Genomic DNA, 26,012 nt, shown 5'->3' with positions numbered 1-26,012 from the left:
GCAACGGGGCTTCGTCGTCGCGGAACGCGTGTATACGCCTAGTTCGAATCCGTTAAGGCGATTATTTGAATGCGGGGGCGGGTGATGCATCGAGGCTTACGGATGTCTTTCGTTGAGGCCGGGAAGGCGCGTCAAAGCGGCCGCGCGCAACCTGCATCCGGATGATACCGGCGCCGCGCGCATGCCGCGCTGGCGCGGGTCCTCGCCCGTTGTCCGTCAATCCTGCGCGAGATGCGCGAGGTACACACAGAACATGTCGGCCATCGCGTTCGAATAGGCATCGATTTCCGCGGGCGTGCGCTTGGTTTCGGAGAACGCCTTGCCGCCCGTCGTGAGCGTCGTCTTGATCAGCTCGCAGGCGAGCGCATGCGTGGCGTCGGGCACGTTGGGCAGCACTTCGCGCATGAACGCGCTGAAGGCCCGGTTGCCTTCGGCCTTCACTTCCCGCGCCTCGGGGGCGTCGCGATAGAGGGGCGCGGCGTCGTCGAGTGCGATGCGCATGGATGCCTCGTCGCACTCCGAACGGATGAACGCATGGACGGCAGTGCGCAGCCGCTCGGGCGGTGTCTTGCGCGTGTCCTGCAGCATCCCGCACAGCATCTCGGAGGTCTGCCGCCATTCGTCGTGCTGGAGCCGGAACAGCACGGCCGCCTTGTTCGGGAAGTACTGGTACAGCGAGCCGACACTCACGCCGGCGCGCTCGGCCACGCGCGCCATCGTGAAGCGCTGCGCGCCTTCGGTCGCCAAAACCTGAATAGCGGCCTGCAGCACGTCGTCGACGAGACGGGCCGAGCGGGCCTGCTTAGGCTGTTTGCGCGAGGCGATCGGGGCGTTGCGGCGGTCGGTCATGACGGGTCTGCCAATGCGAATAGTAAAACCTGAATGATTCGTCATATTCTAGTCGGGCGTACTGACGCACTCAACCTGACACCGGAGATTCGCATGACCACCCTGATTCACGACCCGTTGGCGTCGCTGCTCGCGCGCCTGTTCGACGAAGCCGACGCCTCGTCGCCCGCATCGAACCCGGACTTCGCCGACGTGTCGCACGACGAGCAAATGCGGCTGATGCGCAGCAAGACCGATTACGCCGATTTCTATGCACGCCTGAAGGACTATCCGCTCGCGGTGTCGCGCGAGACGGGCACGCTGCTGTACATGCTCGCGCGCGGCTGCGGTGCACGTTCGATCGTCGAGTTCGGCACCTCGTTCGGCATCTCGACGCTGCACCTGGCGGCCGCGCTGCGCGACAACGGCGGCGGCCGGGTGATCACGAGCGAGTTCGAAGCGTCGAAGGTCGTGCGGGCGCGTGCCAATCTGGCGGCGGCCGGGCTGGCCGATCTGGTGGAGATTCGGGAAGGCGATGCGTTGCGCACGCTGGCCAGCGATCTGCCGGATACGGTCGACCTGCTGCTGCTCGACGGTGCGAAGGCGTTGTATCCGGAGATTCTCGAACGGGTCGAGCCGCGGCTGCGGGCCGGCGCGTTCGTCGTCGCGGACAATGCCGAATACAGCCCCGACTACCTCGCCTACGTGCGTGCGCCGCGGAACGGCTATCTGTCGGTGCCGTTCGGCGGCGATGTCGAACTGTCGATGCGGATTCGCTGAGACCGAGTCATCGCGCAGCAGCCGGAGCGATATCGTAAAAATGCAGGATAACTGATCAAGTGGATGTGGCGGCGGGGCCCTGGGTTCGGGCGGCCGCCGTCGTGCGTTACTTCAGGAACACGTAGCGCGCGAAATACGGAAAGCGGCCGACCGCATGCTCGGTCGAACACGCGGGCTCCGGCGGCGTGCCGCCCGCGGTGTCGAGCCGCTGCACGAAGCGCACGCCGGCGAGCGTGCCGGTCGTGGCCTTCGTGCTCGTTGCGGCCGGCGTCGCGGCGAGCAGCAATTGCGCAACGCTTCCGGCGCGCGCGCTCGGCGCTTCCGCGAGCTTCTTGCCGGTAATGCGGCTGCCGTCGAGCGCTTCCCACGACGGCCCCGTGCCGTGCCGGACGACGAGCGTGCCGCCGGCATCGAACAGCATCGCTTCCGGGCGCTGGAATGCCCACGCGAGCCGGTGGTCGGCATCGTATTCGCATGCGTAGATCTGCACGCCGGTCGCGGTCGTCGACAGCACGGGTGTCGCGGGGGCGGGCGGCGCGAGGCCGGCTGCATCGTCGGCGTAGGCCGGCGCGGCGCAGGCCGCGAATGAAAGACCGGCCGCGAAGGCCAGCAACATGTCGCGTGTCAGGGAGGGGCTTGGCATGGCGGCGCGTCCTTTCAGGTCGGGTGACGATCGTGCGGAGTCGAACCCGTAAACGCTAGACGCCGATTGCGCAGGCTGCAAATCGGAAATGGCAATCGCGACGATAACCGCCGCGATTGCCGGCGCGCGATCGCCACGGCCGCGCGCCGCAGCGGCCGCGTCTGCCGCTTCAAACCGCGCCGGCCGGCGTCGGTGCGTGCTCGGCGATCAGGCGCTCGGCCTTCAGCGCCGCCCACAGTGCCGCCGGGATCGGCGCCGCCGCGAGACGCAGGTTCTCGTCGATGCGCTCGGGCCGGCTCGCGCCCGGGATCGCGGCCGCGACGGCCGGATGGGCGAGCGAGAACTGCAAGGCCACCGCGCGAACGTCGACACCGAACCGTTCGCAGAGCCCGCGGATCCGCGCGACGCGCTCGAGCATCGCCTGCGTGGCCGGCTGGTACTCGAAATGCGTGCCGCCCGCCAGCACGCCCGAGTTGTACGGGCCGCCGACGATGATCCCGAGCCCGCGCGCGGCGCTTTCCGGCATCAGCCGTTCGAGCGCGCCCGCGTGATCGAGCAGCGTATAGCGCCCGGCGAGCAGGAAGCCGTCGGGATCCGAACGCTCGAGTGCGAGTTCGCACGGCTCGACGCGGTTCACGCCGAGCCCCCAGCCCTTGATGACCTTCTCGTCGCGCAGCCGCGTGAGCGCCTTCGCCGCGCCCGACATCGCGACGTCGAACACGTCGCGCCATGCGTCGCCGTGAAAATCGACGGCCGGATCATGAATCCACACGGTGTCGAGCCGGTCGGTGCGCAGCCGTGCGAGGCTGGCCTCGATCGATCGCAGCGTGCCGTCCGCGGTGTAGTCGTAGACGATCCGGTTCGGCAGGCCGTGACGGAACAGCCCGCCTTTTTCGCCGAGATCGCGTTGCGACGCGTCCTCGTGTTCGTCGAGGACGAGCCGGCCGACCTTCGTGCCGAGCGAATATTCGTCGCGCGGCCGTCCGGCGAGCGCTTCACCGAGACGCAGCTCGGCGAGGCCGGCGCCATACAGCGGCGCGGCGTCGAAGTAGCGGATGCCGCCACGCCACGCCGCATCGACGGTGGCCAGCGCTTCGTCGTGCGGGATGTCCCGGTACATGTTGCCCAGCGGCGCGGTGCCGAAACCCAGGCGGGAAGGAAGCGTGATTCTCATGAGCAGTCTCGGAGTCGTTGCGGCCGCCCGCTCAGGCCGCGGCCTGCGTGAGCGTCGGATAGTCGGTCAGGCCTTTCGCACCGCCGCCGAACAGCGTGTTGCGATCGTGCGGCGCGAGCACGGCGCCGGTGCGCAGACGCTCGGGCAGGTCGGGGTTCGCGACGAACGGGCGGCCGAATGCGATCAGGTCGGCCCAGCCGGCGGCGATCGCTTCGCGGGCGCGTTCGGCCGTGTACGCGCCGGCGTAGATCAGCACGCCCGGGAACGCGGCGCGCAATTGCCGCTTGAATTCGACGGGCATCAGCGGCGCGTCGTCCCAGTCGGCTTCCGCGATGTGCAGGTAGCCGATGCCGAGTTCGCCGAGCAGCTTCGCGGCGGCGAGGTAGGTCGTTTCCGGATCGTCGTCGACGCAGCCGTTCAGCGTGGTCAGCGGTGCGAGGCGGATGCCGACGCGCGACGCGTCGCCGGTGCCTTCGATCAGCGCCTGCGCGACTTCGCGCAGGAAGCGCAGCCGGTTTTCCAGCGAGCCGCCGTAGGCGTCGGTGCGGGTGTTCGCGTTCGAGTCGATGAACTGGTTCACGAGATAGCCGTTCGCGCCGTGCAGCTCGACGCCGTCGAAGCCGGCCTCGATCGCGTTGCGGGCGGCGGCGCGGTATTGATCGACGATCTCGCGGATCTCGTCGACGGACAGCGCGCGCGGCTCGGACGCCTGCACGAAGCCCGGCGTGCTGCCGTCCTCGCCGGCGATGAACACGTTCACGCCTTTCGCCTGGATCGGCGACGACGACACCGGTTGCTCGCCGCCGAGCAGGCTCGTATGGCTCAGCCGGCCGACGTGCCACAGCTGCGCGAAGATGCGGCCTTGCGCGGCGTGCACGGCGTCCGTCACCCGGCGCCAGCCGGCGACCTGCGACGGCGTGTGGATGCCGGGCGTCCACGCGTAGCCCTTGCCGAGCGGCGCGATGTAGGTGCCTTCGCTGACGATCAGGCCGGCGCTCGCGCGCTGCGCGTAATACGCGGCCATCAGTTCGTTGGCTTCGTCGCCGGGCTGGCTGGCGCGCGAACGCGTCATCGGCGGCATCACGATACGGTTCGGCAGCGTCAGCGCGCCGAATCGCAGCGGTTGAAAAAGCGGGTCGTGGGTCATGGTGAGGTCCTGTCGGTGCCGCGGCCGGCTGGCCGCGGACGAATCGATTACGGGTGCGGCGCGCTTAGTCCCACTTCGGCGCGAGGCCGGCCGGGTCGACTTCGCGGCCGTTGCGCTCGAGCGCGGCGATCTGCGCCATGTCTTCGTCGGTCAGGCGCAGCGTCTGCGCGAGCAGGTTGCTCGCGAGGTTCTCGCGCTTCGTCGACGACGGGATCACCGAGTAGCCGAGCTGCAGCGCCCACGCGAGCGCGACTTGCGCCGGCGTCGCGTCGTGACGTTGCGCGATCGCGCCGATCACCGGGTCGCCGAGCACCTTGCCGTAGGCGAGCGTCATGTACGACGTCACGTGGATGCCTTCGCCGTTCAGGAACTCGACCAGCTTGCGGTTCTGCAGGTACGGGCTCAGTTCGATCTGGTTGGTCGCGATCGCATCCTTGCCGACGGCCGCGATCGCTTCCTTCGTCAGTTCGATGTTGAAGTTCGAGATGCCGATCTGGCGCGTGAGGCCCTTCGCCTTCGCGTCGGCGAGCGCGGTCATGAACGCCTGGATCGACACGCCGTTGTCCGGCGCCGGCCAGTGGATCAGCGTCAGGTCGACGGTGTCGGTGCGCAGCTTGCGCAGGCTTTCCTCGAGGCTGGCTGCCAGTTTTTCCGGCGCGTAGTTGTCGACCCAGATCTTGGTCGTGAGGAACAGGTCTTCGCGGCGCACGCCCGATGCGGCGATCGCTTCGCCGACTTCGGCTTCGTTGCCGTAGATCTGCGCGGTGTCGATCGCGCGGTAGCCGACGTCGAGGCCATTGCGGACCGAGTCGATGACGACCTGGCCCTGCAGGCGGAAGGTGCCGAGGCCGAATGCGGGAACGTTGCTCATCGTGGGCTCCTGGGAAAGTGGAACGGGTTCGGTATGGAAGTCATTCTGGCGTTCTGGACTGATGAGATAAACGCCTTCAGAGGTCAAAAATATTTGATTCAAATTCAAGGATCGGTTGCCCGCCGTGGCGCGCGACGGGCCGTGGCCGGCCTCATGCGACGCACGTGTGCGGGTTGCTAGCCGGATGGAACGCCGGCAGCACGTCCGCGGCAATCTCGGCCATCGTCTCGTCGAGCGGCCGGCGATTGCGGCGCAAATGCAGGCCGATGTGCCGCACGCCCGCGTCGCGCATCGCCGCGAGCTCTTCCGTCAGCGCGACGCGCCCGGCGCGCGCGCCGAAGCGGTGCCGTTGAAGCGGTTCGTGCGGATCTTCCGCGAGGTCGAGGTGGATGAAGCTCACGTACGGCTTGTCGCCGGCCACCGCGCGCCAGTTCGCGGCGCGCTGCAGGTGATCGGCCGGCGTGCCCGGATAGGCGAGGCAGCCGTCCATGTGTTCGCCGATCCATGCGGGCGTCTGCTGCGCGAGACCCGCGACGAGCAGCGGCACCGGCGAACGCGCGGCCGGCAGCACGTCCAGGCCCGGCGGCAGGTGCCCACGTGCGCCGTCGCGCAGCAGCGCGATCTGGTCGCGGAAATTCGCGCCGCGTGACGCGAAGTCGCGGCCGAACAGCGGATATTCGACCGGCCGGTCGCCGCTCGCGACGCCGAGCAGCAGGCGTCCGTCGCTCAGCTCCTGGATCGTCGCGGCCGATTTCAGCGTCAGCAGCGGTTCGCGCAGCGGCAGCACGACGGCCGCCGTGCCGAGCAGGATGTCGCGCGTGATGCCGGCGAGGTAGCCGAGATACGAGAAGGTCTCGAACACTTGCGCGGCATCGCCGAACGACGGGTCGTACACCGGCACGTCGCGCACCCAGAGCGCGCGGAAGCCGAGCGTGTCGGCCAGTCGCGCGAGCGTCGCATGAAGTTCGAGGTCGGGCACGCCGGGGCGGCGGCCGTCATGCTGGCGCTTCGCGGCGCCGGCCAGCGACCAGTCGTTGTCGAGCGGCAGTTCGATGCCGATGCTGAAGCCGCCGCTGGCGAGCTTGTCGAGTGAAGTGGGCATGGTCGGGTTGCTCCGTTCAGCGCGCGCGCAGGCTGCCTTCGAGCCGGTGGAAGTCGAGCGAAGCCGCGGTGAAGAACGCGCGCGACGTGCCGGCGGCGAAATCGTCGATGTGCACGACCGTCGCGCGGTCGGCTTCCTGCCACGAGATCGCGTAGGTCTCGCCGGCGACGTGCCGCCACGTGTACGCGACTTCGCCCTTCGCGCCGGCGTATGCGCCTTCGGTGATCTCGTAGCGCATGTGGAGACCGTCCTCGTCATACGCGTTCAGGGCGGTGAGGCCGTCGTAACGGACTTCGAAAGTCCTGCCGGCGAACGGCGGACGTTGGGTCGATGCGTTCATGCTGATGCGCTCCTGCGGGAAAGTGACGTTCAATGGGCGAGTTCGACGGGTTCGGCCGTGCGTTCGGGCAGGCCCTGGCCGCGGTCGAGGCGGCCGCTCAATGCGGTCAGCGCGAAGGCGCCGAGCGTGACGGCGGCGCCGATCCACGGCGTATGGCCGAGGCCGACGTTCGCGACGATCAGGCCGCCGAGCGACGAGCCGCCCGCGACGCCGAGGTTGAACGCGGCGATGTTGAAGCCCGACGCGACGTCGGTGGCGTCCGGCGCGAAGTGGCGCGCCTGCTTGACGACGTACACCTGCAGGCCCGGCACGTTGCCGAACGCGACGGCGCCCCATGCGAGCATCGTCAGCACCGCAAGCCACTTCACGTGCACCGTGAAGGTCAGCGCGAGCAGCACGATCGCGAGCAACAGGAAGATCCGCTTGAGCGCCTTGACCGGGCCGACGGCATCCGCGAGCTTGCCGCCCCACACGTTGCCGAACGCGACCGACACGCCGTAGCCGACCAGCACGAGACTGACCTGCGACGGCGTGAAGCCGGCGATCTGTTCGAGCAGCGGCGCCATGTAGGTGAACGCGATCAGCGAGCCGCCGTAGCCGACCGCCGTCATCGCATAGACGAGCAGCAGGCGCGGCTGGGCGAGCACGCGGAACTGGCGGGCGAGCGGCGCCGGCGGCGTCCGCGGGAGGCCGCGCGGCACGAACGCGACCGCGCCGACGAATGCGACGAGGCCGAACAGCGCGACGACCAGGAACGTCGCGCGCCAGCCGAAGTGCTGGCCGATGAAGGTGCCGAGCGGAATGCCGGCGACGAACGCGACGGTCATCCCGCTGAACATCGTGGCGATCGCGCTGGCAGCCTTGTCCTTCGGCACGAGCGTGGTTGCGATGATCGAGCCGACCGAGAAGAACACGCCGTGGGCGAGGCCGGTGAGCACGCGCGCGACGATCAGCGATTCGTAGCCCGGCGCCTGCCAGGCCACGAGGTTGCCGACGGTGAACAGCGCCATCAGCGCGGCGAGCAGCGTCTTGCGCGGCACGCGGCCGGTGAGCGCGGTGAGGAGCGGCGCGCCGATCGCGACGCTCAGTGCATAGAGGCTGACGAGCAGGCCGGCCGACGGCAGGCTGACGCCGAGGTCGGCGCCGATCGTCGGGATCAGCCCGACGATCACGAATTCGGTGGTGCCGATGGCAAATGCGCTGATGGTCAGCGCAAGCAGGGCGAGTGGCATGACGGGGCTCCAGGGTCCGGTGACGATGGAGCGCAGTGTGCCGTCTTTACTTTTGCGGAAAAATGGGTCTATAAACCAAATTGTTTTGATTTTGGATCAATAATCCAGCAATGAAGATCACGCTCGACGAACTCCAGGCCTTTGCCGCCGTGGTCGACTCCGGTTCGATCACCGCTGCCGCGCAGCAGCTCGACCTCACCGTGTCGGCCACGAGCCGCACGCTCGCGCGACTCGAGGAGAAGCTGAAGACCACGCTGCTGCGCCGGACCACGCGCCGGCTCGAATTGACCGAAGAAGGACGTGCGTTCCTGCAGGATGCGCGCGCCATCATCGAATCGGTCGAGAACGCCGAGGAGCAGATGCTCGCGCGGCGCGAGATGCCGTCGGGGCGCTTGCGCGTCGATGCCGCGACGCCGTTCATGCTGCACGTGATCGTGCCGCTCGTGCACGGCTACCGCGAACGGTTCCCGAAGGTCGAACTGGAGCTGAACAGCAACGAGGGGATCATCGACCTGCTGGAGCGGCGCACCGACGTCGCGATCCGCATCGGCCGGCTCAAGGATTCGACGCTGCACAGCCGGCGCATCGGCAACAGCCGCCTGCGCATCCTCGCGAGCCCTGCATACATCGAAGCGCACGGCCAGCCGCGCAAGGTCGAGGATCTCGCCAAGCACACACTGCTCGGCTTCACGCAACCCGAATCGCTGAACGTCTGGCCGATCCTCGGCGCGGACGGCGAGCCGTGCCGCATCGAGCCCGGCATCTGGTCGTCGAGCGGCGAGACGCTGCGGCAGCTCGCGCTGGAGGGCGCGGGCGTCGTGTGCCTGTCGGATTTCATGACCGCGCAGGATCGCGAGGCCGGGCGGCTCGTGCAGGTGCTCGCGCGGCAGACGCTCGACGTCGAACAGCCGATCAATGCGGTCTATTACCGGAACACCGCGATTTCGTCGCGGATCGCGTCGTTCGTCGATTACGTGGTCGAGGTGCTGGGCGGCGGCAGCGGCGGCAGCGGGGCGCCGGCGCGGCGCAAGGCTGCGTGGCTGGAGCCGCTGTAACGGCGGAGCGCTGGAAGGGTGATCGGCGGCGGGGGGCTGGGGGCGGGCACCCGATCGGGCGCCCGGTGTGATCCGGCGTGCCGCGCGGCGCGTGCGCCGCGGGCCTGCCGTCATGCCGTGGTCAGGCTTCCTCGGACCACGACATGTTGTCGCGTGCCAGCAGCGCCGACGATGCCGCCGGCCCGAACGTGCCGGCCGTGTAGAGACGCGGACGGTCGCCCAGCTGCTTCCAGCCGTTGAGGATCGGCTCGACCCACGACCACGCGGCTTCGAGCTCGTCGCGGCGCATGAAGTGCGTGAGACGCCCGCGGATCACGTCGATCAGCAGCCGCTCGTAGGCTTCCGCGCGCCGTTCCGGAATCGCCTGCTGCAGGTCGAGGTTCAGGCTCACGGGCACCATCTTCATCCCGCTGCCCGGCTCCTTCGCGAGCATCTGCAGCTGGATCGATTCTTCCGGCTGCAACTGGATCACGAGGCGGTTGCTGTAGTGGCGCGGGCCGGTCGGGATGATCGAGAACGGCATGTCCGCGAACTCGATCACGATTTCCGACTGGCGGCGCTGCAGCCGCTTGCCGGTGCGCAGGAAGAACGGCACGTTCGCCCAGCGCCAGTTGTTGATGTGCGCGCGCAGCGCGACGAAGGTTTCCGCGTGGCTGTCCGCCGGCACGTTGTCTTCCTCGAGATAGCCCTTGACCGGCTGGCCGTCGACCGCGCCGGCCGTGTACTGGCCGCGCACGGTATCGCGCGCGACGTCCGACAGCGCCATCGGCCGCAGCGAGCGCAGCACCTTCAGCTTCTCGTCGCGCACCGCGTCCGGGTCGAGCGACACCGGCGGCTCCATCGCGACGATGCACAGCAGTTGCAGCAGGTGATTCTGCACCATGTCGCGCAGCGCGCCGGTATGGTCGTAGAAGCCCGCGCGGCTGCCGACGCCGACCGTCTCCGCCACCGTGATCTGCACGCTGCGGATGCTCGGCGCCTGCCACAGCGGCCCGAAGATCGGGTTGCCGAAGCGCAGCACCATCAGGTTCTGCACGGTTTCCTTGCCGAGGTAATGGTCGATCCGGTAGATCTGCGATTCCGCGAAATGCCGGCCGACCGCATTGTTGATCGCCTGCGCCGACGCGAGATCGTGGCCGAGCGGCTTTTCGAGCACGACGCGCGAGCGCGCATCGACGAGGTGCGCGGCCGACAGGTTGTCGCAGATCGTCGTGAACAGCTCCGGCGACGTCGACAGGTAGAACACGTGGATCGCGTCGGGGCGCGCCGCTTCGGCGAGCCGCGCATAGTCTTCCGGCGCGTTCACGTCGATCAGCACGTACTTGAACAGGTCGAGGAAACGGGCCCACGCGTCGGCGTCGAACGCCTTCTCGTCGATGAACGGGCGCGACTGCTCGTCCATGAACTTGCGGTAGCCGTCGATGCCCCAGTCGCGCCGGCCGACCGCGATGATGCGCGTCTGCGGCGGCAGGTTGCAGTGCAGGTGCGCCATGTACAGCGCGGGCAACAGCTTGCGGGCGGCCAGGTCGCCGCCGCCGCCGAAGATGATCATGTCGACGGGCTGGTCGGCTTCGGTCTGGTTGGGCTGATTCGTCATGAGTGGTTCGCGGTCTGAAACGGGTGAGCGTGGAACGAACTTCAAAGCGCCGGCCGCCGGTGTGTTGGCGTGCCAGTACGTGGAAACGCTAATAGTGCACGCTTTTGACCGATTGCGGATCGGTTCCCCCCATCTGTAACAGGGCTTGCCGTCCAGCCATCGGCGCGATTATGATTGAGCGCTCACTCATTAAAGGAATCGAACGTGGCCCGACCGCGCAGTCCCGACAAGCACGACGCCATCCTCGCCGCGGCCGCCCGGGCGCTCGCGGAGGACGGCGCGAGTGCGACCACCGCGCGCATCGCGCGGCTCGCCGGTGTCGCGGAAGGCACGGTGTTCACCTATTTCGAGACCAAGGATGCGCTGCTGAACGCGCTGTACCTGAGCCTGAAGGCCGACCTGCGCGACGCGATGATCACCGGGTTTCCGGAGCACGCGCCGGCCGAGCAGGCCATGCGGCATGTGTGGAACAGCTATGTGTCGTGGGGTATCGCGGATCCGCACGGGCAGCGCGCGCTGCGGCAGCTCGACGTGAGCGGCCGCATCGACGACGCGCATCGCGCGGCCGGCACCGAAGGCTTCGGCGCGATCACCGCGCTGCTGCGCGCGCAAAGTGCCGCCGCGGGCGGGCTCGACGCCGACGACGCGCATGCGTTCTGCACGGCGCTGTTCACGTCGATCGCGGAAACGGCGATGGAGTCGATCGCACGTGATCCGGCGCGGGCCGATGCGTACCGGGAAGCCGGGTTTCGCGCGCTGTGGGCCGTGCTGCACGCGGTGTGATAGCGGCAAGTTGTAGAGAGATGAGCGGCGGCGCGTTCGGTTCGGGCGTCGCCGCGACGATGGAAGGCGGTTTCAGGCAGGGCGATGCACGGTGAAAACGATCGTGTCAGCGCCCACGTTAATGAGTGAGTAATCATTCATTTTAGTGGTTTCAACTTTGTCGAGGAATGGAAATGTCGAAAGTCTGGCTGGTGACAGGGGCCGCACGCGGCCTGGGGCGTGCAATCTCGGAAGCGGTGCTGGCGGCGGGTGACCGGCTGGTGGCCGGTGCGCGCGATCCGGCGCGGCTCGCGGATCTGGAAGCGCGGTACGGCGACCGGCTGCTGCCGATGGAGCTCGACGTGACCGACGCAGCGGCGGCCGCGCATGCCGTGGCCGCCGCCCGCGACGCGTTCGGACGCATCGACGTGCTGGTGAACAACGCGGGCTACGGTCATACGGCGCCGTTCGAGCAGATGGGCGCCGACGACTTCCGCGACCAGATCGAAACGAACCTGTTCGGCGTGGTCAACCTGACGCGCGCGGTGCTGCCGACGATGCGAGCGCAGCGCGCGGGCCACATCTTCCAGGTGTCGTCGGTCGGCGGGCGCACGGCGACGGCCGGCCTGTCCGCGTATCAGGCCGCGAAGTGGGCGGTCGGCGGGTTCAGCGACGTGCTGTCGAAGGAAGTCGCGCCGTTCGGCGTGCGCGTGTGCACGCTCGAGCCGGGCGGGATGCGCACCGAATGGGCCGCGCAGGCGAAGCGCCACGTCGACGGCCTGCTGCCCGACTACCAGCCGTCGGTCGGGAAGATTCTCGAACTGCTCGGTGCGTATGGCGGCCACGAGGTCGGCGATCCCGCACGGATCGCGGCGCTGATCGTCGAGCTGTCGCGTCGCGACGACGTGCCGATGCGCCTGCTGCTCGGCAGCGATGCGCTGTTCGTGTGCGAGCAGGCGGAAACGCAGCGCGCGGAGGAGGCGGCACGGTGGCGGGACGCGACGCTGTCGACGATGTTCCCGGACGCGACGCTGCCGGACGGGTTGGACGCGTTGAAGGAGTGGACCGAGCGCTGACCGGCTCCTGCTTGCCGTGAGCCGGCCCGTCGGAACCGCGACATCCAGTTCGGTGTCGCGCTGTTCCAGCGTCCGGCTCGGCGGAGCGCGCCGACCGAGGCCGGCGCGCGTGCTCAGCGCCCCAGCGCGTAGAACTCCGCATTGGGTCGCATGTTCGTCACGTTCGCGATGCGATTGGACATGCCGAAGAATGCCGAGATCGCCGCGATGTCCCAGACGTCCTCTTCGGTGAAGCCATGCGACTTCAGCGTGTCGAAGTCCGCTTCGCCCACCAGGTGTGCGCTTTGCGACACCTTCATCGCGAAGTCGAGCATCGCCTTCTGCCGGACGGTGAGGTCGGCCTTGCGGTAGTTGGTCGCGACCTGGTCGGCGATCAGCGGATCCTTCGCGCGAATGCGCAGGATCGCGCCGTGCGCGATGACGCAGTACTGGCACTGGTTCACGGCGCTGGTGGCCACGACGATCATTTCCCGTTCGGCCTTGGTGAGGTTGCCCGGCTTGTCCATCAGCGCGTCGTGGTACGCCATGAACGCGCGAAACTCGTCCGGGCGATGCGCGAGCGTGAGGAATACGTTCGGGATGAAGCCCGACTTTTCCTGGACGGCAGCGATCCGTGCGCGAATGTCGTCGGGCAGGTCGTCGAGCGCCGGCACCGGAAAGCGGCTGACGGGCGCGTGGTTGGCAGCGGTCATGAGGTCTCCTGGATAAATTGGCACGGGCGAACGCGACGCGCGAGCCGCGGGCCGGACATGAAACGACGGGTTGCCGGCGTCATGCGTTGACGTCCACGACGATGCGGCCGCGTATCTTGCCGGCGATCAGTTGCTCGGCAAGCGGTATGGCGTTGCCGAGGCCGACCTGATGACTGATCGCGCCCAGCTTCTCGACATCGAGATCGGACGCGAGCCGGCGCCATGCCTCCAGCCGCTCGGCGCGCGGGCACATCACGCTGTCGATGCCGACGAGCGTCACGCCACGCAGGATGAACGGCGCGACGGTGGCGGGAAAGTCCATGCCGGCGGCGAGGCCGCAGGCCGTCACCACGCCACGATAGCGCGTGGTCGCGCACACGTTGGCGAGCACGTGACTGCCCGCGACGTCGACCGCGCCGGCCCAGCGTTCCTTGCCGAGCGGTTTGCCCGGTGCGCCGAATTGCGACCGGTCGAGGATCTCCGACGCGCCGAGCTGCCGCAGGTAGTCGGCATCGGCCGGGCGGCCGGTCACGGCGACGACGCGATAGCCGAGCCGCGCGAGCAGGGCGATGGCGACGCTGCCGACGCCACCTGCCGCGCCGGTCACGACGATCTCGCCATCGTCCGGGCGCACGCCATGCCGCTCCAGCGCCATCACGCACAGCATCGCGGTGTAGCCCGCCGTGCCGATGGCCATCGCCTGTTGCGGCGAAAACGCGGACGGCAGCGGCACCAGCCAGTCGCCGTCGACGCGTGCCTTCTGGGCCAGGCCGCCCCAGTGCGTTTCGCCGACGCCCCAGCCGTTGAGCACGACGCGATCGCCCGCGCGGTAATCCGGATGCGTGCTGTGCTCGACTTCGCCGACCAGATCGATGCCCGGCACCATCGGGAATTTGCGGACCACCGGGCTCTTGCCGGTGATCGCCAGCCCGTCCTTGTAGTTCAACGTCGAATAGCCGACCCGGATCGTCACGTTGCCCGCGGGCAACTGCGCGTCGTCCAGCGTCTGCAGCCGCGCGTGCTGGCCGGTGTCGTCCTTGTCGATCACGATGCCCTGGAACATGCGTCCTCCTTTTTAGACCGATCGTCTAGTTAATGGCAAAAAAATTCAGCGGCGAGGTAATGCATTGAAGAAAAACTGCGCGAACAGCGCAAGCGGCACGTCGCTGCGTTCGAGCTTCGCGCGCAGCACGGCGCCTTCCCAGCCGATCCAGAAGCACGCGGCCAGCTCGGCGGGGTTTGCCGAATCGGCGAGCTCGCCGGCTTGCTGGGCCGCGGCCAGGCAGGCGGCCAGCCGGCGTTGCCAGTCCTCGAACGTCGCGCGCAGACGCGCACGGAAACTCTCCGGCAGTGCGCCCATTTCCTGGCCGAGGTTGCCGATCAGGCAGCCGCGGCTGTATTCATGGCGCGCCATGCCGTCGCGTGCATCGTCGACGAACGCGCGCACGCGTGCCAGCGGCGACGGCTCGGGCTGGCTGAAATGACGGTCCAGCTTGCGGGCGAAGAAGTCCGCGTAGCGATCGATCAGTTCGAGGCCGAACGCCTCCTTGCTGTCGAAGTAGTGATAGAACGAGCCCTTGGGCACACCGGCGCGCCCGAGGATCTCGTCGAGCCCGGTGGCCGAAAAGCCCTTCTCGGTGAGCACTTCCAGCCCGGTGCGCAACAGCATGTCGCGCGTCGCGACAAGGTCTTCGTGCTGCTTCGGTGGCCTGCCGCGGCGGCGAGGCGGATCAGTTCGAACGTCCATGGGCGAATAATAGACCGTTCGTCTCAAAAATCAATCGGTGCGAGCGAGTACCGCGTTCAGCCTTCCCCGGATCATCAGCACTCGATCGCCACGGCGCTTTTCGACCGACTGAGCCTGATTTCTCCGAGGTACACGCTCTCGCCCAATTCGCACTCGCGCCACGCGGTGCCGAGCGCATGCCGGATTTTGACTTTGTAGGGGCCGCTGCCTTTGGCGAGGCCATCGAAGCGGAAATCACCGAAACCGTCCGACACGGTTTCGGCGACCTGCAGATTAGCGTAGTACAACGCGACGACCGCATCCGTGACGCACTCGACCACGTCTCCTGCCTGGACACTGACACTTCCGCCGACGAAGCATGTTTCCCAGCGCTCGAGGCCGCTGTACCACACGCGGGGCTTCGTGCTCAGGTCGGGTCGCAATACCTTGAGTCCCTCCCGTCGAGCCTTCTCGGCCATCGCCGTATCGTCGAGCTTGACCGTCTCGAAGACATCGGTGGGGCACGACTGCTGACAACGCGGGCGCGGCCAACCCTGGTCGAGCAAATGCGCATCGAAGATCCAGATCTGGGGCAGTTGCAGCGCTTCGTTCCAGACGATTGCCTTGTAAGGGCAGGCTTTGACGATGTCCTTGCGGCCTCGTGCCTTGTCCGGATCGATGATGACGATGCCGTCGGCACGCTTGCGAATGGCGCCGCCGCCGACACGCATGCAGGGCGCGTCGTCACAGTGATTGCACATCACCGGCAAATAAGTGGTCTGGACCATATGCGAGGCACCCTGTACGCGACGCAGGATGCGGATGGGGCTCTCGGCGTTGGCCGAGGCGGGCGCGGCGTAGCCGGGAAAGTCGTTGCCGACGTGTTCGTCCCGCGTGGCGATCACGCAGTTCTGGCAGTTCTCGCAACGCCCGACCTTGATAATCAGGTTCCACTTGCTCATTTGACATTCCTCACGCTGCGCGACCGAGCATGAACGCTTCGGCACCGCGCCATTTCTCGACCTGCACCAGGCAGGAATTCGGGCTCATGCTGCTGGTGCCGGCGGTCTGCGGCCGGTCAGGGGTGAGCATGTTCATGCAACCGCCAATCTCGACTTGCTCGCCGTCGATTTCGATCAACTGAAATTCGGCGCTCGCCTCGTAGGACTTCACCACGCCGGCGTTCACGAGCGGCGAGACATCGGCCGCACAGATCACGGCGCCGCGGTCGTTGTGTACCTTGACGAGATCGCGATGGGCAATGCGTCGAGCGGCGGCGTCGGCCGGATTGAGCCTCAGCAGCCAGAAGCGGTGCCCCGCGATCAGCGCGCGATGATCGTCGATGCCGTTCACCGCGGAGTTCTTGCCGTCACAATGGGTATGAAAGCTGTAGCGGCTGTGGGTGGCGATCAATTGCAGCGGATAGCGCCGAGCCAGATCCGAGCGCAGACCCTCCCAGGAGGGGATATATCGGTTGAGCGGCGGCCGCTCGGGGTTGTCCGCCGTGTGCCGCTTCAGCAACTCGGGCACGAACTCCAGCTTGCCGCTTGGCGTCTGCAGGCCCTTGCCGAACTTTTCCGAGAACTGTGACGGAAGCGGATGAGGCTCCGGCAGGTCCTTCTTCCGGTCTTCCGCATACCAACGCATGTCCACGGGATGGCGAAGCTCGGGCTTTTCGGGCGGCACGACGAAGTAGCCCTTGCGGCAGAATTCGCGCCACGAAATGTGATCGGGCAGATCCGACGAGTCGAAGACGCGCTTGACCCAGTCGAGATCGCTGCAGCCTTCGGTGAAGATGCCACCCAGGCCCAACCGGATCAGGATGGCGGTGAAGATGTCGTAGTCGGAGCGGGACTCGCCCAAAGGCTCGATGCACTTGTGCTGCATCGTCAGCACGCGATGGTTGACCGTGCCATACCCGTGGTGCGCGTAGCCGCCCGAATTCGCCCATTCCCCGATGTCCCAGCGCTCCAGCGACGTGCACGCGGGCAGGATGATGTCGGCGAACTGCGCCTCGCCTTCCATCCAGATCGACTGATTGACCACGAACTCGATGCTCGAGTGCCGGTAGGCCTCGGTCCACCGTCCGGAATTCGTCACGGTACTGAACGACGATCCGCCATAGCGATAGATCATGTGGATCGGCGAATAGCCGGGCATCGGGTAGGTGAACGGCGCGAACTGCGCTTCCTGGGACATGCCGTCCCACAGATAACCGGTGGCGTGACCGTTGAGAATCGCATCGGGCAGCTGCTGGCGCGGCACCATCTGTTTGACCGGATTCATGGTGAGGATGTGCGGCATGCGCTGGTAGTTGTCCACCGCATTGGCGGTCCACGCCAGGTCGCCTGAAATGCCGCCGTCCGCGTAGCCGGGGAAGTAGAACTGGAGATCGTGCGGGACGCCGATTTCGAGGCAGCCGAAATTCACCCCAGGCTTGCCCCAGCCCTGCATCGCCATCATCATGATCATGCAGCGCGCCCATTGCGCGCCGGTCGCCCCGCGGCCCGCGCCACCGAATCCCGCGCCGGTCATCCCGACGGCGAGATGAACCTTCTTGTTTCCCCACAGGCGCGCCAGCGCGCGGACGTCCTTGGCCGGCACGCCGGTCTCGCTCTCCTGCCACTCGGGCGTCTTGGGCGTACCGTCGGTTTCGCCCAGCAAGTAGGCCTTCCAATCGTCGAAACCGGTCGTGCGCGCCGCGACGTAGTCCTTGTCGTACAGGCCCTCCACGGCCCATACGTACATGATCGCGGTAGCCAGCGCGGCATCGGTTTGCGGCCGAACCGGGATCCAGCGGCCGCCCAGCAGCTGTGCGGTCGGATTGCAGTGCGGGTCGATATGAACGAACTCGATGCCGAGCTCCTTGGCCCACAGACGGCGCGGCGTTCCCTCGAATCCCGCGTAGGCGCCGTTGGTACTTTCGGGGTCGCAGGACCAGAAGACGATCATTTCGGCATCCTTAAGAGCGTCCTCTAGGCCGCCATAGCCGGAGGGCACGCCGACGCGCATCGAGTTGCCGAAATGGTGCATGGCGCCCCAGTACCAGCCCTCCCAGCTGTCCGGATTCGCGGCGACTCGCGTGAAGCCGATCAGGTTGGCGAAGCGCGTCAGCGCGCTGAGGTAGTAGCCCACGTTGCCCCACTGATGGTGGGACGACATCGGGAACGTGATGGAACCGGGGCCGTGAACGCGCTTCTGCCGGTTGATCTCCTTGGCGACGATGTCCAGGGCCTCGTCCCAGCTGATACGCACATAGCCGGACTTGCCGCGGTTCTGCGGATTGCGCTCGCCGTCGGGGTCGAAGTCGACCCGTTTCATCGGGTGAAGGATGCGCTTGTCGGAGTAGACCAGCGACTTGAGGGTCAGCGCGTGCGGCGCGACCAAGCCACGCCGTGGCGGGCTGAAGCGGCGTCCACGTGCGTCGATTACCCAGCTCGACGCATCCGTATCGTCCAGCTCGATGGGGGTCACGCGGACGATGCGGTCATCCTTGACGTAGACGAACAGCGGCCCGCCATTGGTACAGGTGGTGTAGCGTCGGGTGCCATCGCGCATGGGCGTGCCCATCGGCAGGCCGACGGTGCGCATCATGCTCAGCGTTTGCATGAGCCAGACCAGCAGTTCGTCCTCGCCCTCCGTGACGACCTTGAAGTTCTTGGCGGCGTGGATGATTTCGCCCTGGTCCGGGCTGGGGGAAAGAAACTTCAGTGCGGTGGCGACATCCTTGAAGGCCATGCGCACGTCGGGCCGCGGGTGCTTGCCGGCGCGCGACCGAATGCGGCCATTCCTGAACTCGATGACGCGACCCATGCTTTGATCCATGAGCCCGATCCACGCGACGAGATTGCGCTCCTTGAGACGTTCCCGGTAGGCGGGGAAGCGGCGCGCCGTCAGGTCCAGAACCTTGGGCAATGCAAACAGAATGGTCTTGAGAACCTGTCGTTTCATCGTTCGATCCTATGTGTTGCTTTGATGCGGGGGGCTGGCATCCGGGCGTGCTCGTCAGAACGTATAGGCGACGTTCAGGAAAACGCTGACGGGATTGAGCCGGAGCGTCGATTTGGAAACGATCTGCGTCCCGGTCGCGGTCTGTCCGTATAACGTGAGGTGGGTCTTCACCGGCATGTAGCCGACGGAGGTTCCGACAGACCAGTGTCTGGTCACCGCGTAATTCGCCCCGATCTCGAACACGGGGTTCCACGAAGCGCTGAGCGTCGCGCGCGCCGAGCCGCCCGGCCCGAAGCTGTCGGAGACGAACCGGCTGTTGGTGGCTCGAACCTGGGTGAACCACGTATAGTTCGCGCCAATGCCCAGGAACGGCCGGAATTTCGATGTGGCAGAAAACAGGTGGTATCGAAGTTCGATCGCGGGCGGCATCGGCCTTGTCGTGCCGAGCGTGCCGTACTTCTGCAACGTCCCATCGCCAATCAGATTGACTTTCAGCGGCATTCCAAAAAGCATCGCGACGCCGAAGTGGTCGGTGACGTAGTACTCGTTGGTAATGCCGAGCGTATCCGTCGAACTGGCATGTGCGCTGCTACCGGTCAGTTCGTGATTCACCGTTACGCCGCCGACACTTTGCACGGTCAGGGGCGTTGCGCTGCCCTGAGGGGCGATGTGTAGCCATCCTACCGATGTCGTGATGCTTCCGGCCGTCTGTGCCTGCACATTGTCGGCAAGCAAAGCCGAGCCGATACAAACCGCCACGCCTGCGAAACGCGTCGTCTGCCTGAAATTCATCTTGTGTCTCCTCTGTCTCGATCCATATCTATGAATAACAACTAATTTGGATACCTTATTGAGTGCGGCGATCTGCTTCCGATGTTGGTGCTATCCAGGCTAGCCGCGCGCCTCCATCGCCGCAGATTTGTTGCTGTCGGTCACGATGACCGTGTCGGCTGCGCGGCGATCGAGATCGAGAACGCAAACGGAAAACGCCCCAGCACCACGCGCGCCGCAGGCTCGAGCGCGGGGTCGCTCAGCTCGACCGACACGGACATTCCGCCCGATTGATCGGTCGTGACGTCGATCGATGCACCGGGGGCGCCGCCCTGGGCCAATGCCGCGCGCAGCGCGTCACGCGTCTCGCGGCGCTTGAGTTCCGGTTTGAAGATCTTGCCGACGCCCGTGAGCGGGATCGCTTCCACGATTCGGACGTGCTTGGGCAGCGCGGCGCGCTCAGCGATCTCCTGTTGCATGAACGCCGTCAGATCGTGCTCGGTCGCGCTCATCCCCGGCTTGAGCTGCACATACGCGACCGGCAGCTCACCGGCGTGCGCATCGGGACGCCCGATAGCCGCGGCGAGCTGGACCGCCGGATGTCGATGAAGCGGTTCCTCGATCGCAGCAGGGTCGATGTTGTGCCCGCCCCGAATGATCAGTTCCTTCTTGCGGCCGGTCAGCCAAAAGTAACCGTCGACGTCGCAGCGGCCGAGGTCGCCGGTGTTGAGCCAGTGCTTGCGGTCGCCGAGATCGAGCCACAGCGCCCTGTTCTGATCGGCACGCAGGTAGCCGGTGAAGACGTTCGGCCCGGAGATGACGAGCAGCCCCTCTTCGTTCACCGCGCAATCGCGCAGATACCGTCCCGCGTCGTCCACGACGACAGCTTTCATCGCCTGGAAGGGGATGCGAAGCCCGATCGATCCCAGCCGGCGCTCGCCGGTCGGCGGGTTGACGCTGCTCACGCAGGTTCCCTCGGTCAGACCGTAGCCTTCGAGAATCCGGATGCCGGTTTTTTCCTGGAAGGCCCTGAAAACGCCGACCGGCATCGGCGCCGCACCGCACAGGCCGTATTCGAGCGAGTCGATAGCATGACCGTCGACAGGAATGTCGAGCAGCGACGCGTAGAGTGTCGGGACGCCACTGAAGAAATTGATGTGATGATGTTCGACGATTTCCCAGAAACGTTTGACGACACCGTCACCTCGGTAGCCTTGCGGTGTGCCGAGCACGACATGGGCGCCGCGGGAAAAAGGCAGCAGGCCGGTCACCATCGCGGCATTGACGTGAAAGAGCGGCAATCCGCAGAAAGTCGTTTTGCCGGGGCCGATGCTGTCGCCGAAGAACCGGCCGGCGCTCCATGCATTTGCCACTTCGTTGCCGTGGCTGCGCATCGCGATTTTCGGCAACCCGGTGGTTCCCCCGGTACAGAAGAACGACGACATGTCGCCCGGTTGAATGCGGCGCACGTTGTCGAGCGCCGTACCGGATTCCCGCGCCATTTCCGTCCCGAAGTCGTGGATCTGGATAGGCGCGGGCACCGCGCCGCGCAAACCACCCTCGCCGTGCAGCTTATGGCACGCGTGACGCTGGAGCATGCGGGCCGCTGCTTGCGCGGTGCCCCGCACACGATCGGCCGGATCGACCAGCACGAGATGCTGCAGCGACTCGACCTGGTGAAGGATCGCCGCGACTTTCTGCCAGAGATCGGTCCCGGGAAATGGCGCGAGCGTCACGAGTACGCTGGCGCCGGCCGATTTGAGCAGATTGCCGATCGCTTCGCCTTCGAGCAACGGATTGATCGCACAGACGATGCCGGCCGCCTGCCCGCCCCAGATCACGAAATGGGTTTCGGGAAGATTGGGCAGCACATAAGCGATCACCGAACGCGAGCTCACGCCGAGGCGCGTGAACAGGTTGGCCGTGCGCGTGATGTCACGAACCAGCTCGCGATAGGTCCAGCGCTCGGCGTCGCGGTGCGCGTCGGCGGTCAGAAAAAAGGACAGCGCGGGGGCGGACGGGTCGATGGCCGCGCCGGCGCAAATCATCTCGTAGGTGCTGGCAGGGAGGTCCGGCGGAAGGCCCTGCGCTTCGATCGCCAGCACGTCGTACCGGGTCGCGATGCCGTTCATGCTGCTTCGTCCACGATCTTGTTACGCTGCACGCCCAGATCGATCGTTCCGTCGCGGCTCGCGATCCGGGCTTCGACGATATCTCCGGCCTTCAGGTACTGCGCGCGTCCCGCCTGCACCTTCATGAACATCTTCCATTTGACGGATTCGGGAAATAGCGCCACGGCCCGCTGCTTGAGCGGCGACGGGATGCTGAGTGCGCAGCCGGCCGGCGTGCCGGTCGCGAGCAGGTCGCCGGCGCGAAGGTCGTGCACGCCCGACAACTCGGTCAGTGTTTCGGCCGGACCATAGACGAGGTTCGAGGTCGAGTCCCGCTGACGCACCGCGCCGTTGACGGTCAACGTCAGGTCGAGCGCCTTCAGCTTCGGGAAGTCACGCCGCTCGAGCAGGCACAGATACGGGCCGACCGGGCCAAACGTCCGGAAACTCTTGCCCTTGTAGAACTGCATCTGCGGGATCTGGACATCGCGCGCGGAATAGTCGTTGACGATCACGGTGCCGGCGACGTAGTCGTGCAGGTTCTCGTCCGTGATCTGCCGGTGGGACGTGATGTCGCGTTTGAGGATGAGGCCGAGCTCGATTTCGTAGTCGAGAAACCGGACGTGTCGCGGTTTCACCACCGGTGAGTCGGCGGCGACGATGCAACTCGTCGCCTTCGTGAAGATCATGTTGAACTTTTTCGCGTCCGGATCCATGCCGGATTCGATCATGTGCTGACGATAATTCGCGCCCTGGCAAACGAATTGCTGGTTGGCTGTCACCGGGGGCAGCCACTCCACCTCTGTCTCCGGAATCGTCGATCCGTCGAGCGCGGCGAGTCGTTCGACCGGATTCGCCGCGAGAAAGCTCGCGGTGGTTTCGAAGTCGCCGGGAATCGGCGTGACGGCGCCGTTGGCGGCCACCCCCCATTGGGCGCGGCCGTTGTGCCGGAAATGCAGGACAAGCAGTGACATGGATGGATCTCTCGTGAATCGAATAGGCGGTTGGGGTCAGGCGAACAGCTTCGCCAAGGTCAGCAGCTTGCTCAGCGTCAGATCGGGGCTGCGGCGCAGGTTGCGAAACAACGCCGCGAGACTCGACGGCGTGAACCGTGGCTTCGTGAAGCTGCGCGGCATCGTCGGGCCCCACTGCGCCATCGCTTCGCGGCTGACCGGGTGCACGCCTGTCGGCTCGTTAGCCGTGAACAAGTCGCCGTCGCAATAGTGTTCGTGCTTGTCGCCCCAAGGGTCCTGCCAGTAGTCGAAGATCTGGCTGCCGAGAATGTGTCGGCCGATACCCCACGCATGCGTCCATCCGCTGTCGCGGAGCATGCGCTGGCCCATGCCGACGGCATCGGCGTCGACCAGTTCGTACGCGCTATGGCTATACGTCGGCAGGAACCCCTGGGCGAGCGCGAGCGTATGGTGATCGGCCGGCTTGTCGCCCAGATCGAGCCGCATGAATGCCACCGCCGGGGAGCCGTCCGGCAGCACCTGGACATCGCTGGGGATGAACCCGAAATGCTGCGTGTACCACGCGCAGGTTTCCTGGAAGTCGGCAAGCTCGAGCACGACGTGCCCGAGCCGAATGACTTCAGGGGTGCTCGCCGGTGGCCGCTGCGTCCCGTTGATTCGCACGGGCGCGTCGACCGAGTTGAACGGGAGCGCAGCGCGATGCGGCAGCGTGTCGGCGCGTGTCTGGCCCGCAATCGCGTCGACCCGAAAACCTGACGGATCGGTGAGGCGCACCCGCTGGCCGCCACCGGGCCAATCCGATGCCTCGACCTTCGACGCGCCGGGGACGCCGGCGAGCGCCTCCAGATCGGCCCGACTGTCGACCCGCAAGCCGAAGCCGACGAAGCGAGCCTTCGGCGCGTGGCGAACGACATAACAGAAGTGTGCGGTGCCCGTTCCGCGCAGCAGCAATTGCGTGTCGTCCCGCCGCACCGTTTGAAGACCGAAGTCGTTGAGAAAGTGCTCGGCCTCGTCGAGGTCCGGGCGATCGAAGATCAGATAGGCGAGCGCCGATGCCTTCGTCGTGGGGTGGGGGTGTCGGGCCGGCTGGGTGGTGGTCAGTTTCATGGCGGATGGCAGTCAGGCAGGTCGAACGGCAATCGCGAAGGCAGGCGCCGTCGCATCGAGGGGCTGTCCGCGCCACGGCAGGCACGCAATCGCACCGTCGCGCGACACGTCTGGCCGGCACGTGAATGTCGCGAGGTCGATCGTCGATTGCGCAGGGGGGCGAGGCGCGTCGTCGCGGCTACCGTGACTGGCCGGCACATGGCCCGTTGCGGCGCCGACTGGCCCGAATTCTTCGATCAGTCCATCGTGCGTCGCCGGCAACCCGCCCACCGGCGAGGAGCGCGAATTGATGTGGATGGACGCGCTGGCGCCCGTGTGCAGATGTGTCTCCACCGTTTCTCCATTCGTTTGTCGATCGGTTCCCGAGGCCTCGTTCAGCCGCCTTTTGTGACATTAAAGTCATGAATGATAACTTTGTCAATGTAGACATTTGAATCTATACTTGGGCACGAACAAGGATCGGAAACGTCATGCCGAATACACCGAATCGCCGGACACCGAAGCGCTCCGCTCCGGAAGCCGCCAACGCGCCGGAACCAGCCAATCCCGCGGTCGCGGTCGCCGAAGAGCGCGAGCCGCGCGGCGCGCGCCGCAAGCGCGAGACCCGTGCCCGCCTGCTGGACGCCGCGCTCAGGCTGATGGCGGAAAAGGGCATGGAAGGCGTCGCCATCAACGAGATCACCGAGGCCGCCGACGTCGGCTTCGGCTCGTTCTACAACCACTTCGAATCGAAGGAGGCGATCTACGCGACCCTCGTGGAATCAGTATTCGAGGAGTTCGCGGATTCGCTCGATCGCCTGGCCAGCGGCTTGTCCGACCCGGCGGAAATCATTTCCGTGTCGGTGCGGCATACGCTGATGCGCGCGCGGCGCGAGCCGGTGTGGGGACACTTCCTGATACGCGAGGGTTTTTCGGCGCGGGTCCTGACGCTTGGCCTGGGCCAGCGCCTGCTGCGGGACATCGAGCGCGGCATCGCCGAAAAACGCTTCGTGGTCGCCGACCCGTTCATCGGCTTCCTTTCGGTAGGCGGTACGGTGCTGACCTCAATTGCGGCCGAGCTCAACTTCGTCGCGCCGGGCGCGCCGGCGGCCGGTGTGCTGCAGGAACTCGGTTTCAGCGGAGAGCATTTCCCGGAACGCACGGCGGCAACGCTGCTGCATACGCTGGGGCTCAAGCGCGCGGAAGCCGAGAAGATCGCAAGCCGGCCGCTGCCGGTGGTGGAAGCGGCCGAGACGGCGCAGTGATGTAGCGCCGTCGCTCGCTGCCAGGCCTCGGGTGGGTCAATTGGGGATGAGCGGCGACACGGCAGCTTGGGCCGAGATGTGGAGGATGTTTGGCGAATCCCGGCCGGGTGGCCCTTTCTTGCGCTACGCGGGATCGTCGCGCCGCGCATCCCGCGCGCTGACACTCAGCAGTGCGACGCCGAGCGCGGCCGCCCAGCCGGTCGCGGACGGCATCCGATCGGCGGCGCCCGCCGCGCCGCTGGCCGTCTCCGCTAGCGCAGCCGATTCGGTGTGCAGGCCGTCGACGATGTGCCGAAACGCGGTATCGCGCAGCGCGTACAGATGAACCTCGACCCACAGCGGGAAACATTCCCAGCCGGCGGCAATCTCCGCGTAGTCGGCTGCGCTGCAGGCGCCGCCGCTCTCCGGCGCCGCCAGCCGAACCTTCGTGATCATTCGATCATGGTCGCGACGAAGGATCTCGATCAACAGCTCGCGCTTGTGTTCGAAGTGCGCATAGAACGCGCCGCGCGTGTACCCGGCGCCCTCGGCGATATGTTCGACGCTCGTATCGGCAAAGCCTTTCGCGATGAATAGCGCGCGAGCGGTGGCGATGAGCCGTTCGCGGGTGTCGAGCCTGCGTTGCTCGCGCGTGAGTCGGGCGGGTTTCATCCTGGGTTGTCCATGCAGGTGGAAATGATCGAAGTGGTACAACACCGCGCCGCGCGAAACGCCGGATCGACGCGGGAACGGTGCAGCGCCGATTCGTTTTTCGTCGGGATGATTTCGCCTGACGATGTCGCTTGATCGTGCAAGGCACCGGCGCGATGCCGATCGCCCAACCCGACCC

Annotated in this window: 24 protein-coding genes; 5 read left to right on the top strand and 19 right to left on the bottom strand. The window is 66.5% G+C overall.

The features are described 5' to 3' along the window. Positions 1-216: 216 nt before the first annotated feature. Positions 217-894, bottom strand: a complete 678-nt coding sequence (locus LMA02_RS28970; RefSeq protein WP_228908516.1) for a TetR family transcriptional regulator — start codon at positions 892-894, stop codon at positions 217-219. A gap of 48 nt (positions 895-942) precedes the next feature. Between LMA02_RS28970 and LMA02_RS28965 the strand changes: the two genes are divergently transcribed. Next, positions 943-1,608 (top strand): O-methyltransferase, encoded by a 666-nt coding sequence (locus LMA02_RS28965; protein ID WP_166721311.1) that lies wholly within the window; start codon positions 943-945, stop codon positions 1,606-1,608. Between the two features lie 106 nt (positions 1,609-1,714). Here the strand turns inward: LMA02_RS28965 and LMA02_RS28960 are convergent, their stop codons facing one another. The 7 genes from LMA02_RS28960 to LMA02_RS28930 form a co-directional block, all read right to left on the bottom strand. Next, a complete protein-coding gene (locus LMA02_RS28960) occupies positions 1,715-2,251 on the bottom strand; it encodes a DUF3455 domain-containing protein (RefSeq protein WP_228908515.1) in 537 nt (178 codons plus the stop codon). Between the two features lie 169 nt (positions 2,252-2,420). Beyond that, a complete protein-coding gene (locus LMA02_RS28955) occupies positions 2,421-3,425 on the bottom strand; it encodes an aldo/keto reductase (RefSeq protein ID WP_228908514.1) in 1,005 nt (334 codons plus the stop codon). A 31-nt stretch (positions 3,426-3,456) separates the two neighbouring features. Then, positions 3,457-4,572: an alkene reductase gene (locus tag LMA02_RS28950; protein ID WP_228908513.1), complete on the bottom strand. Its 1,116-nt coding sequence runs from the start codon at positions 4,570-4,572 to the stop codon at positions 3,457-3,459. A gap of 64 nt (positions 4,573-4,636) precedes the next feature. Next, entirely contained in the window at positions 4,637-5,443 is an 807-nt protein-coding gene (gene dkgB / locus LMA02_RS28945) for a 2,5-didehydrogluconate reductase DkgB (protein WP_166721307.1), read from the bottom strand. 151 nt (positions 5,444-5,594) lie between these two features. Then, on the bottom strand, positions 5,595-6,545 hold the full coding sequence (locus tag LMA02_RS28940) for an LLM class oxidoreductase (RefSeq protein WP_175709577.1): 951 nt from the start codon (positions 6,543-6,545) through the stop codon (positions 5,595-5,597). A 16-nt stretch (positions 6,546-6,561) separates the two neighbouring features. Beyond that, positions 6,562-6,885: a MoaF-related domain-containing protein gene (locus tag LMA02_RS28935; protein ID WP_228908512.1), complete on the bottom strand. Its 324-nt coding sequence runs from the start codon at positions 6,883-6,885 to the stop codon at positions 6,562-6,564. A 29-nt stretch (positions 6,886-6,914) separates the two neighbouring features. Beyond that, positions 6,915-8,117, bottom strand: a complete 1,203-nt coding sequence (locus LMA02_RS28930) for an MFS transporter (RefSeq protein WP_228908511.1) — start codon at positions 8,115-8,117, stop codon at positions 6,915-6,917. A 110-nt stretch (positions 8,118-8,227) separates the two neighbouring features. Between LMA02_RS28930 and LMA02_RS28925 the strand changes: the two genes are divergently transcribed. After that, complete coding sequence (locus LMA02_RS28925) at positions 8,228-9,172, top strand: LysR family transcriptional regulator (protein ID WP_228908510.1); 945 nt, start codon at positions 8,228-8,230, stop codon at positions 9,170-9,172. Positions 9,173-9,293: 121 nt separating this feature from the next. Here the strand turns inward: LMA02_RS28925 and zwf are convergent, their stop codons facing one another. Then, positions 9,294-10,769 carry a glucose-6-phosphate dehydrogenase gene (gene zwf / locus LMA02_RS28920; RefSeq protein ID WP_126226152.1) on the bottom strand — a complete coding sequence of 492 codons (1,476 nt, stop codon included), beginning with the start codon at positions 10,767-10,769 and terminating at the stop codon, positions 9,294-9,296. A gap of 204 nt (positions 10,770-10,973) precedes the next feature. Between zwf and LMA02_RS28915 the strand changes: the two genes are divergently transcribed. Together LMA02_RS28915 and LMA02_RS28910 are read left to right on the top strand one after the other, a co-directional pair. After that, complete coding sequence (locus LMA02_RS28915; protein ID WP_228908509.1) at positions 10,974-11,552, top strand: TetR/AcrR family transcriptional regulator; 579 nt, start codon at positions 10,974-10,976, stop codon at positions 11,550-11,552. Positions 11,553-11,725: 173 nt separating this feature from the next. After that, complete coding sequence (locus LMA02_RS28910; RefSeq protein WP_228908508.1) at positions 11,726-12,607, top strand: SDR family NAD(P)-dependent oxidoreductase; 882 nt, start codon at positions 11,726-11,728, stop codon at positions 12,605-12,607. Positions 12,608-12,720: 113 nt separating this feature from the next. Here the strand turns inward: LMA02_RS28910 and LMA02_RS28905 are convergent, their stop codons facing one another. The 9 genes from LMA02_RS28905 to LMA02_RS28865 all read right to left on the bottom strand — a co-directional run bounded on the left by LMA02_RS28905 (position 12,721) and on the right by LMA02_RS28865 (position 23,939). Continuing rightward, complete coding sequence (locus LMA02_RS28905) at positions 12,721-13,299, bottom strand: peroxidase-related enzyme (protein WP_228908507.1); 579 nt, start codon at positions 13,297-13,299, stop codon at positions 12,721-12,723. 79 nt (positions 13,300-13,378) lie between these two features. After that, positions 13,379-14,362, bottom strand: a complete 984-nt coding sequence (locus LMA02_RS28900; RefSeq protein ID WP_228908506.1) for an MDR family oxidoreductase — start codon at positions 14,360-14,362, stop codon at positions 13,379-13,381. A gap of 45 nt (positions 14,363-14,407) precedes the next feature. Further along, positions 14,408-15,046: a TetR/AcrR family transcriptional regulator gene (locus tag LMA02_RS28895; protein WP_228908505.1), complete on the bottom strand. Its 639-nt coding sequence runs from the start codon at positions 15,044-15,046 to the stop codon at positions 14,408-14,410. A 74-nt stretch (positions 15,047-15,120) separates the two neighbouring features. Then, entirely contained in the window at positions 15,121-15,987 is an 867-nt protein-coding gene (locus LMA02_RS28890; protein WP_228908504.1) for a 4Fe-4S dicluster domain-containing protein, read from the bottom strand. Between the two features lie 10 nt (positions 15,988-15,997). Continuing rightward, a complete protein-coding gene (locus LMA02_RS28885; RefSeq protein ID WP_228908503.1) occupies positions 15,998-18,976 on the bottom strand; it encodes a molybdopterin-dependent oxidoreductase in 2,979 nt (992 codons plus the stop codon). A 54-nt stretch (positions 18,977-19,030) separates the two neighbouring features. Next, a complete protein-coding gene (locus LMA02_RS28880) occupies positions 19,031-19,768 on the bottom strand; it encodes an OmpW/AlkL family protein (RefSeq protein ID WP_228908502.1) in 738 nt (245 codons plus the stop codon). Between the two features lie 140 nt (positions 19,769-19,908). Beyond that, positions 19,909-21,879: an acyl-CoA synthetase gene (locus LMA02_RS28875; RefSeq protein WP_228908501.1), complete on the bottom strand. Its 1,971-nt coding sequence runs from the start codon at positions 21,877-21,879 to the stop codon at positions 19,909-19,911. Continuing rightward, positions 21,876-22,832, bottom strand: coding sequence for a fumarylacetoacetate hydrolase family protein (locus LMA02_RS28870; RefSeq protein WP_228908500.1), 957 nt, complete (start codon positions 22,830-22,832; stop codon positions 21,876-21,878). Before LMA02_RS28870 ends, LMA02_RS28875 begins: the two co-directional genes overlap by 4 nt. A 36-nt stretch (positions 22,833-22,868) precedes the next feature. Further along, positions 22,869-23,939, bottom strand: a complete 1,071-nt coding sequence (locus LMA02_RS28865) for a 2,4,5-trihydroxytoluene oxygenase (protein ID WP_228908499.1) — start codon at positions 23,937-23,939, stop codon at positions 22,869-22,871. Between the two features lie 470 nt (positions 23,940-24,409). On the opposite strand from LMA02_RS28865, the gene LMA02_RS28860 reads away from it, so the two are divergent. Continuing rightward, positions 24,410-25,183: a TetR/AcrR family transcriptional regulator gene (locus LMA02_RS28860; protein WP_228908498.1), complete on the top strand. Its 774-nt coding sequence runs from the start codon at positions 24,410-24,412 to the stop codon at positions 25,181-25,183. Positions 25,184-25,306: 123 nt separating this feature from the next. On the opposite strand, the gene LMA02_RS28855 is transcribed toward LMA02_RS28860, so the two are convergent. Continuing rightward, positions 25,307-25,834, bottom strand: a complete 528-nt coding sequence (locus LMA02_RS28855) for a TetR/AcrR family transcriptional regulator (RefSeq protein WP_228908497.1) — start codon at positions 25,832-25,834, stop codon at positions 25,307-25,309. Positions 25,835-26,012: the final 178 nt, after the last annotated feature.

It is taken from the genome of Burkholderia sp. B21-005 (assembly GCF_020843965.1).
In the GTDB taxonomy this organism is placed as follows: domain Bacteria; phylum Pseudomonadota; class Gammaproteobacteria; order Burkholderiales; family Burkholderiaceae; genus Burkholderia; species Burkholderia ambifaria.
Note: the sequence above shows the minus strand (reverse complement) of the source record. Positions and strands in the feature narration are given on the sequence as shown.

Coding starts and splice junctions, on each gene's coding strand:
- LMA02_RS28970 (WP_228908516.1), bottom strand. CDS start 894: ATGACGAATCATTCAGGTTTTACTATTCGCATTGGCAGACCCGTCATG.
- LMA02_RS28965 (WP_166721311.1), top strand. CDS start 943: ATGACCACCCTGATTCACGACCCGTTGGCGTCGCTGCTCGCGCGCCTG.
- LMA02_RS28960 (WP_228908515.1), bottom strand. CDS start 2,251: ATGCCAAGCCCCTCCCTGACACGCGACATGTTGCTGGCCTTCGCGGCC.
- LMA02_RS28955 (WP_228908514.1), bottom strand. CDS start 3,425: ATGAGAATCACGCTTCCTTCCCGCCTGGGTTTCGGCACCGCGCCGCTG.
- LMA02_RS28950 (WP_228908513.1), bottom strand. CDS start 4,572: ATGACCCACGACCCGCTTTTTCAACCGCTGCGATTCGGCGCGCTGACG.
- dkgB (WP_166721307.1), bottom strand. CDS start 5,443: ATGAGCAACGTTCCCGCATTCGGCCTCGGCACCTTCCGCCTGCAGGGC.
- LMA02_RS28940 (WP_175709577.1), bottom strand. CDS start 6,545: ATGCCCACTTCACTCGACAAGCTCGCCAGCGGCGGCTTCAGCATCGGC.
- LMA02_RS28935 (WP_228908512.1), bottom strand. CDS start 6,885: ATGAACGCATCGACCCAACGTCCGCCGTTCGCCGGCAGGACTTTCGAA.
- LMA02_RS28930 (WP_228908511.1), bottom strand. CDS start 8,117: ATGCCACTCGCCCTGCTTGCGCTGACCATCAGCGCATTTGCCATCGGC.
- LMA02_RS28925 (WP_228908510.1), top strand. CDS start 8,228: ATGAAGATCACGCTCGACGAACTCCAGGCCTTTGCCGCCGTGGTCGAC.
- zwf (WP_126226152.1), bottom strand. CDS start 10,769: ATGACGAATCAGCCCAACCAGACCGAAGCCGACCAGCCCGTCGACATG.
- LMA02_RS28910 (WP_228908508.1), top strand. CDS start 11,726: ATGTCGAAAGTCTGGCTGGTGACAGGGGCCGCACGCGGCCTGGGGCGT.
- LMA02_RS28905 (WP_228908507.1), bottom strand. CDS start 13,299: ATGACCGCTGCCAACCACGCGCCCGTCAGCCGCTTTCCGGTGCCGGCG.
- LMA02_RS28900 (WP_228908506.1), bottom strand. CDS start 14,362: ATGTTCCAGGGCATCGTGATCGACAAGGACGACACCGGCCAGCACGCG.
- LMA02_RS28895 (WP_228908505.1), bottom strand. CDS start 15,046: ATGGACGTTCGAACTGATCCGCCTCGCCGCCGCGGCAGGCCACCGAAG.
- LMA02_RS28890 (WP_228908504.1), bottom strand. CDS start 15,987: ATGAGCAAGTGGAACCTGATTATCAAGGTCGGGCGTTGCGAGAACTGC.
- LMA02_RS28885 (WP_228908503.1), bottom strand. CDS start 18,976: ATGAAACGACAGGTTCTCAAGACCATTCTGTTTGCATTGCCCAAGGTT.
- LMA02_RS28880 (WP_228908502.1), bottom strand. CDS start 19,768: ATGAATTTCAGGCAGACGACGCGTTTCGCAGGCGTGGCGGTTTGTATC.
- LMA02_RS28875 (WP_228908501.1), bottom strand. CDS start 21,879: ATGAACGGCATCGCGACCCGGTACGACGTGCTGGCGATCGAAGCGCAG.
- LMA02_RS28870 (WP_228908500.1), bottom strand. CDS start 22,832: ATGTCACTGCTTGTCCTGCATTTCCGGCACAACGGCCGCGCCCAATGG.
- LMA02_RS28865 (WP_228908499.1), bottom strand. CDS start 23,939: ATGAAACTGACCACCACCCAGCCGGCCCGACACCCCCACCCCACGACG.
- LMA02_RS28860 (WP_228908498.1), top strand. CDS start 24,410: ATGCCGAATACACCGAATCGCCGGACACCGAAGCGCTCCGCTCCGGAA.
- LMA02_RS28855 (WP_228908497.1), bottom strand. CDS start 25,834: ATGAAACCCGCCCGACTCACGCGCGAGCAACGCAGGCTCGACACCCGC.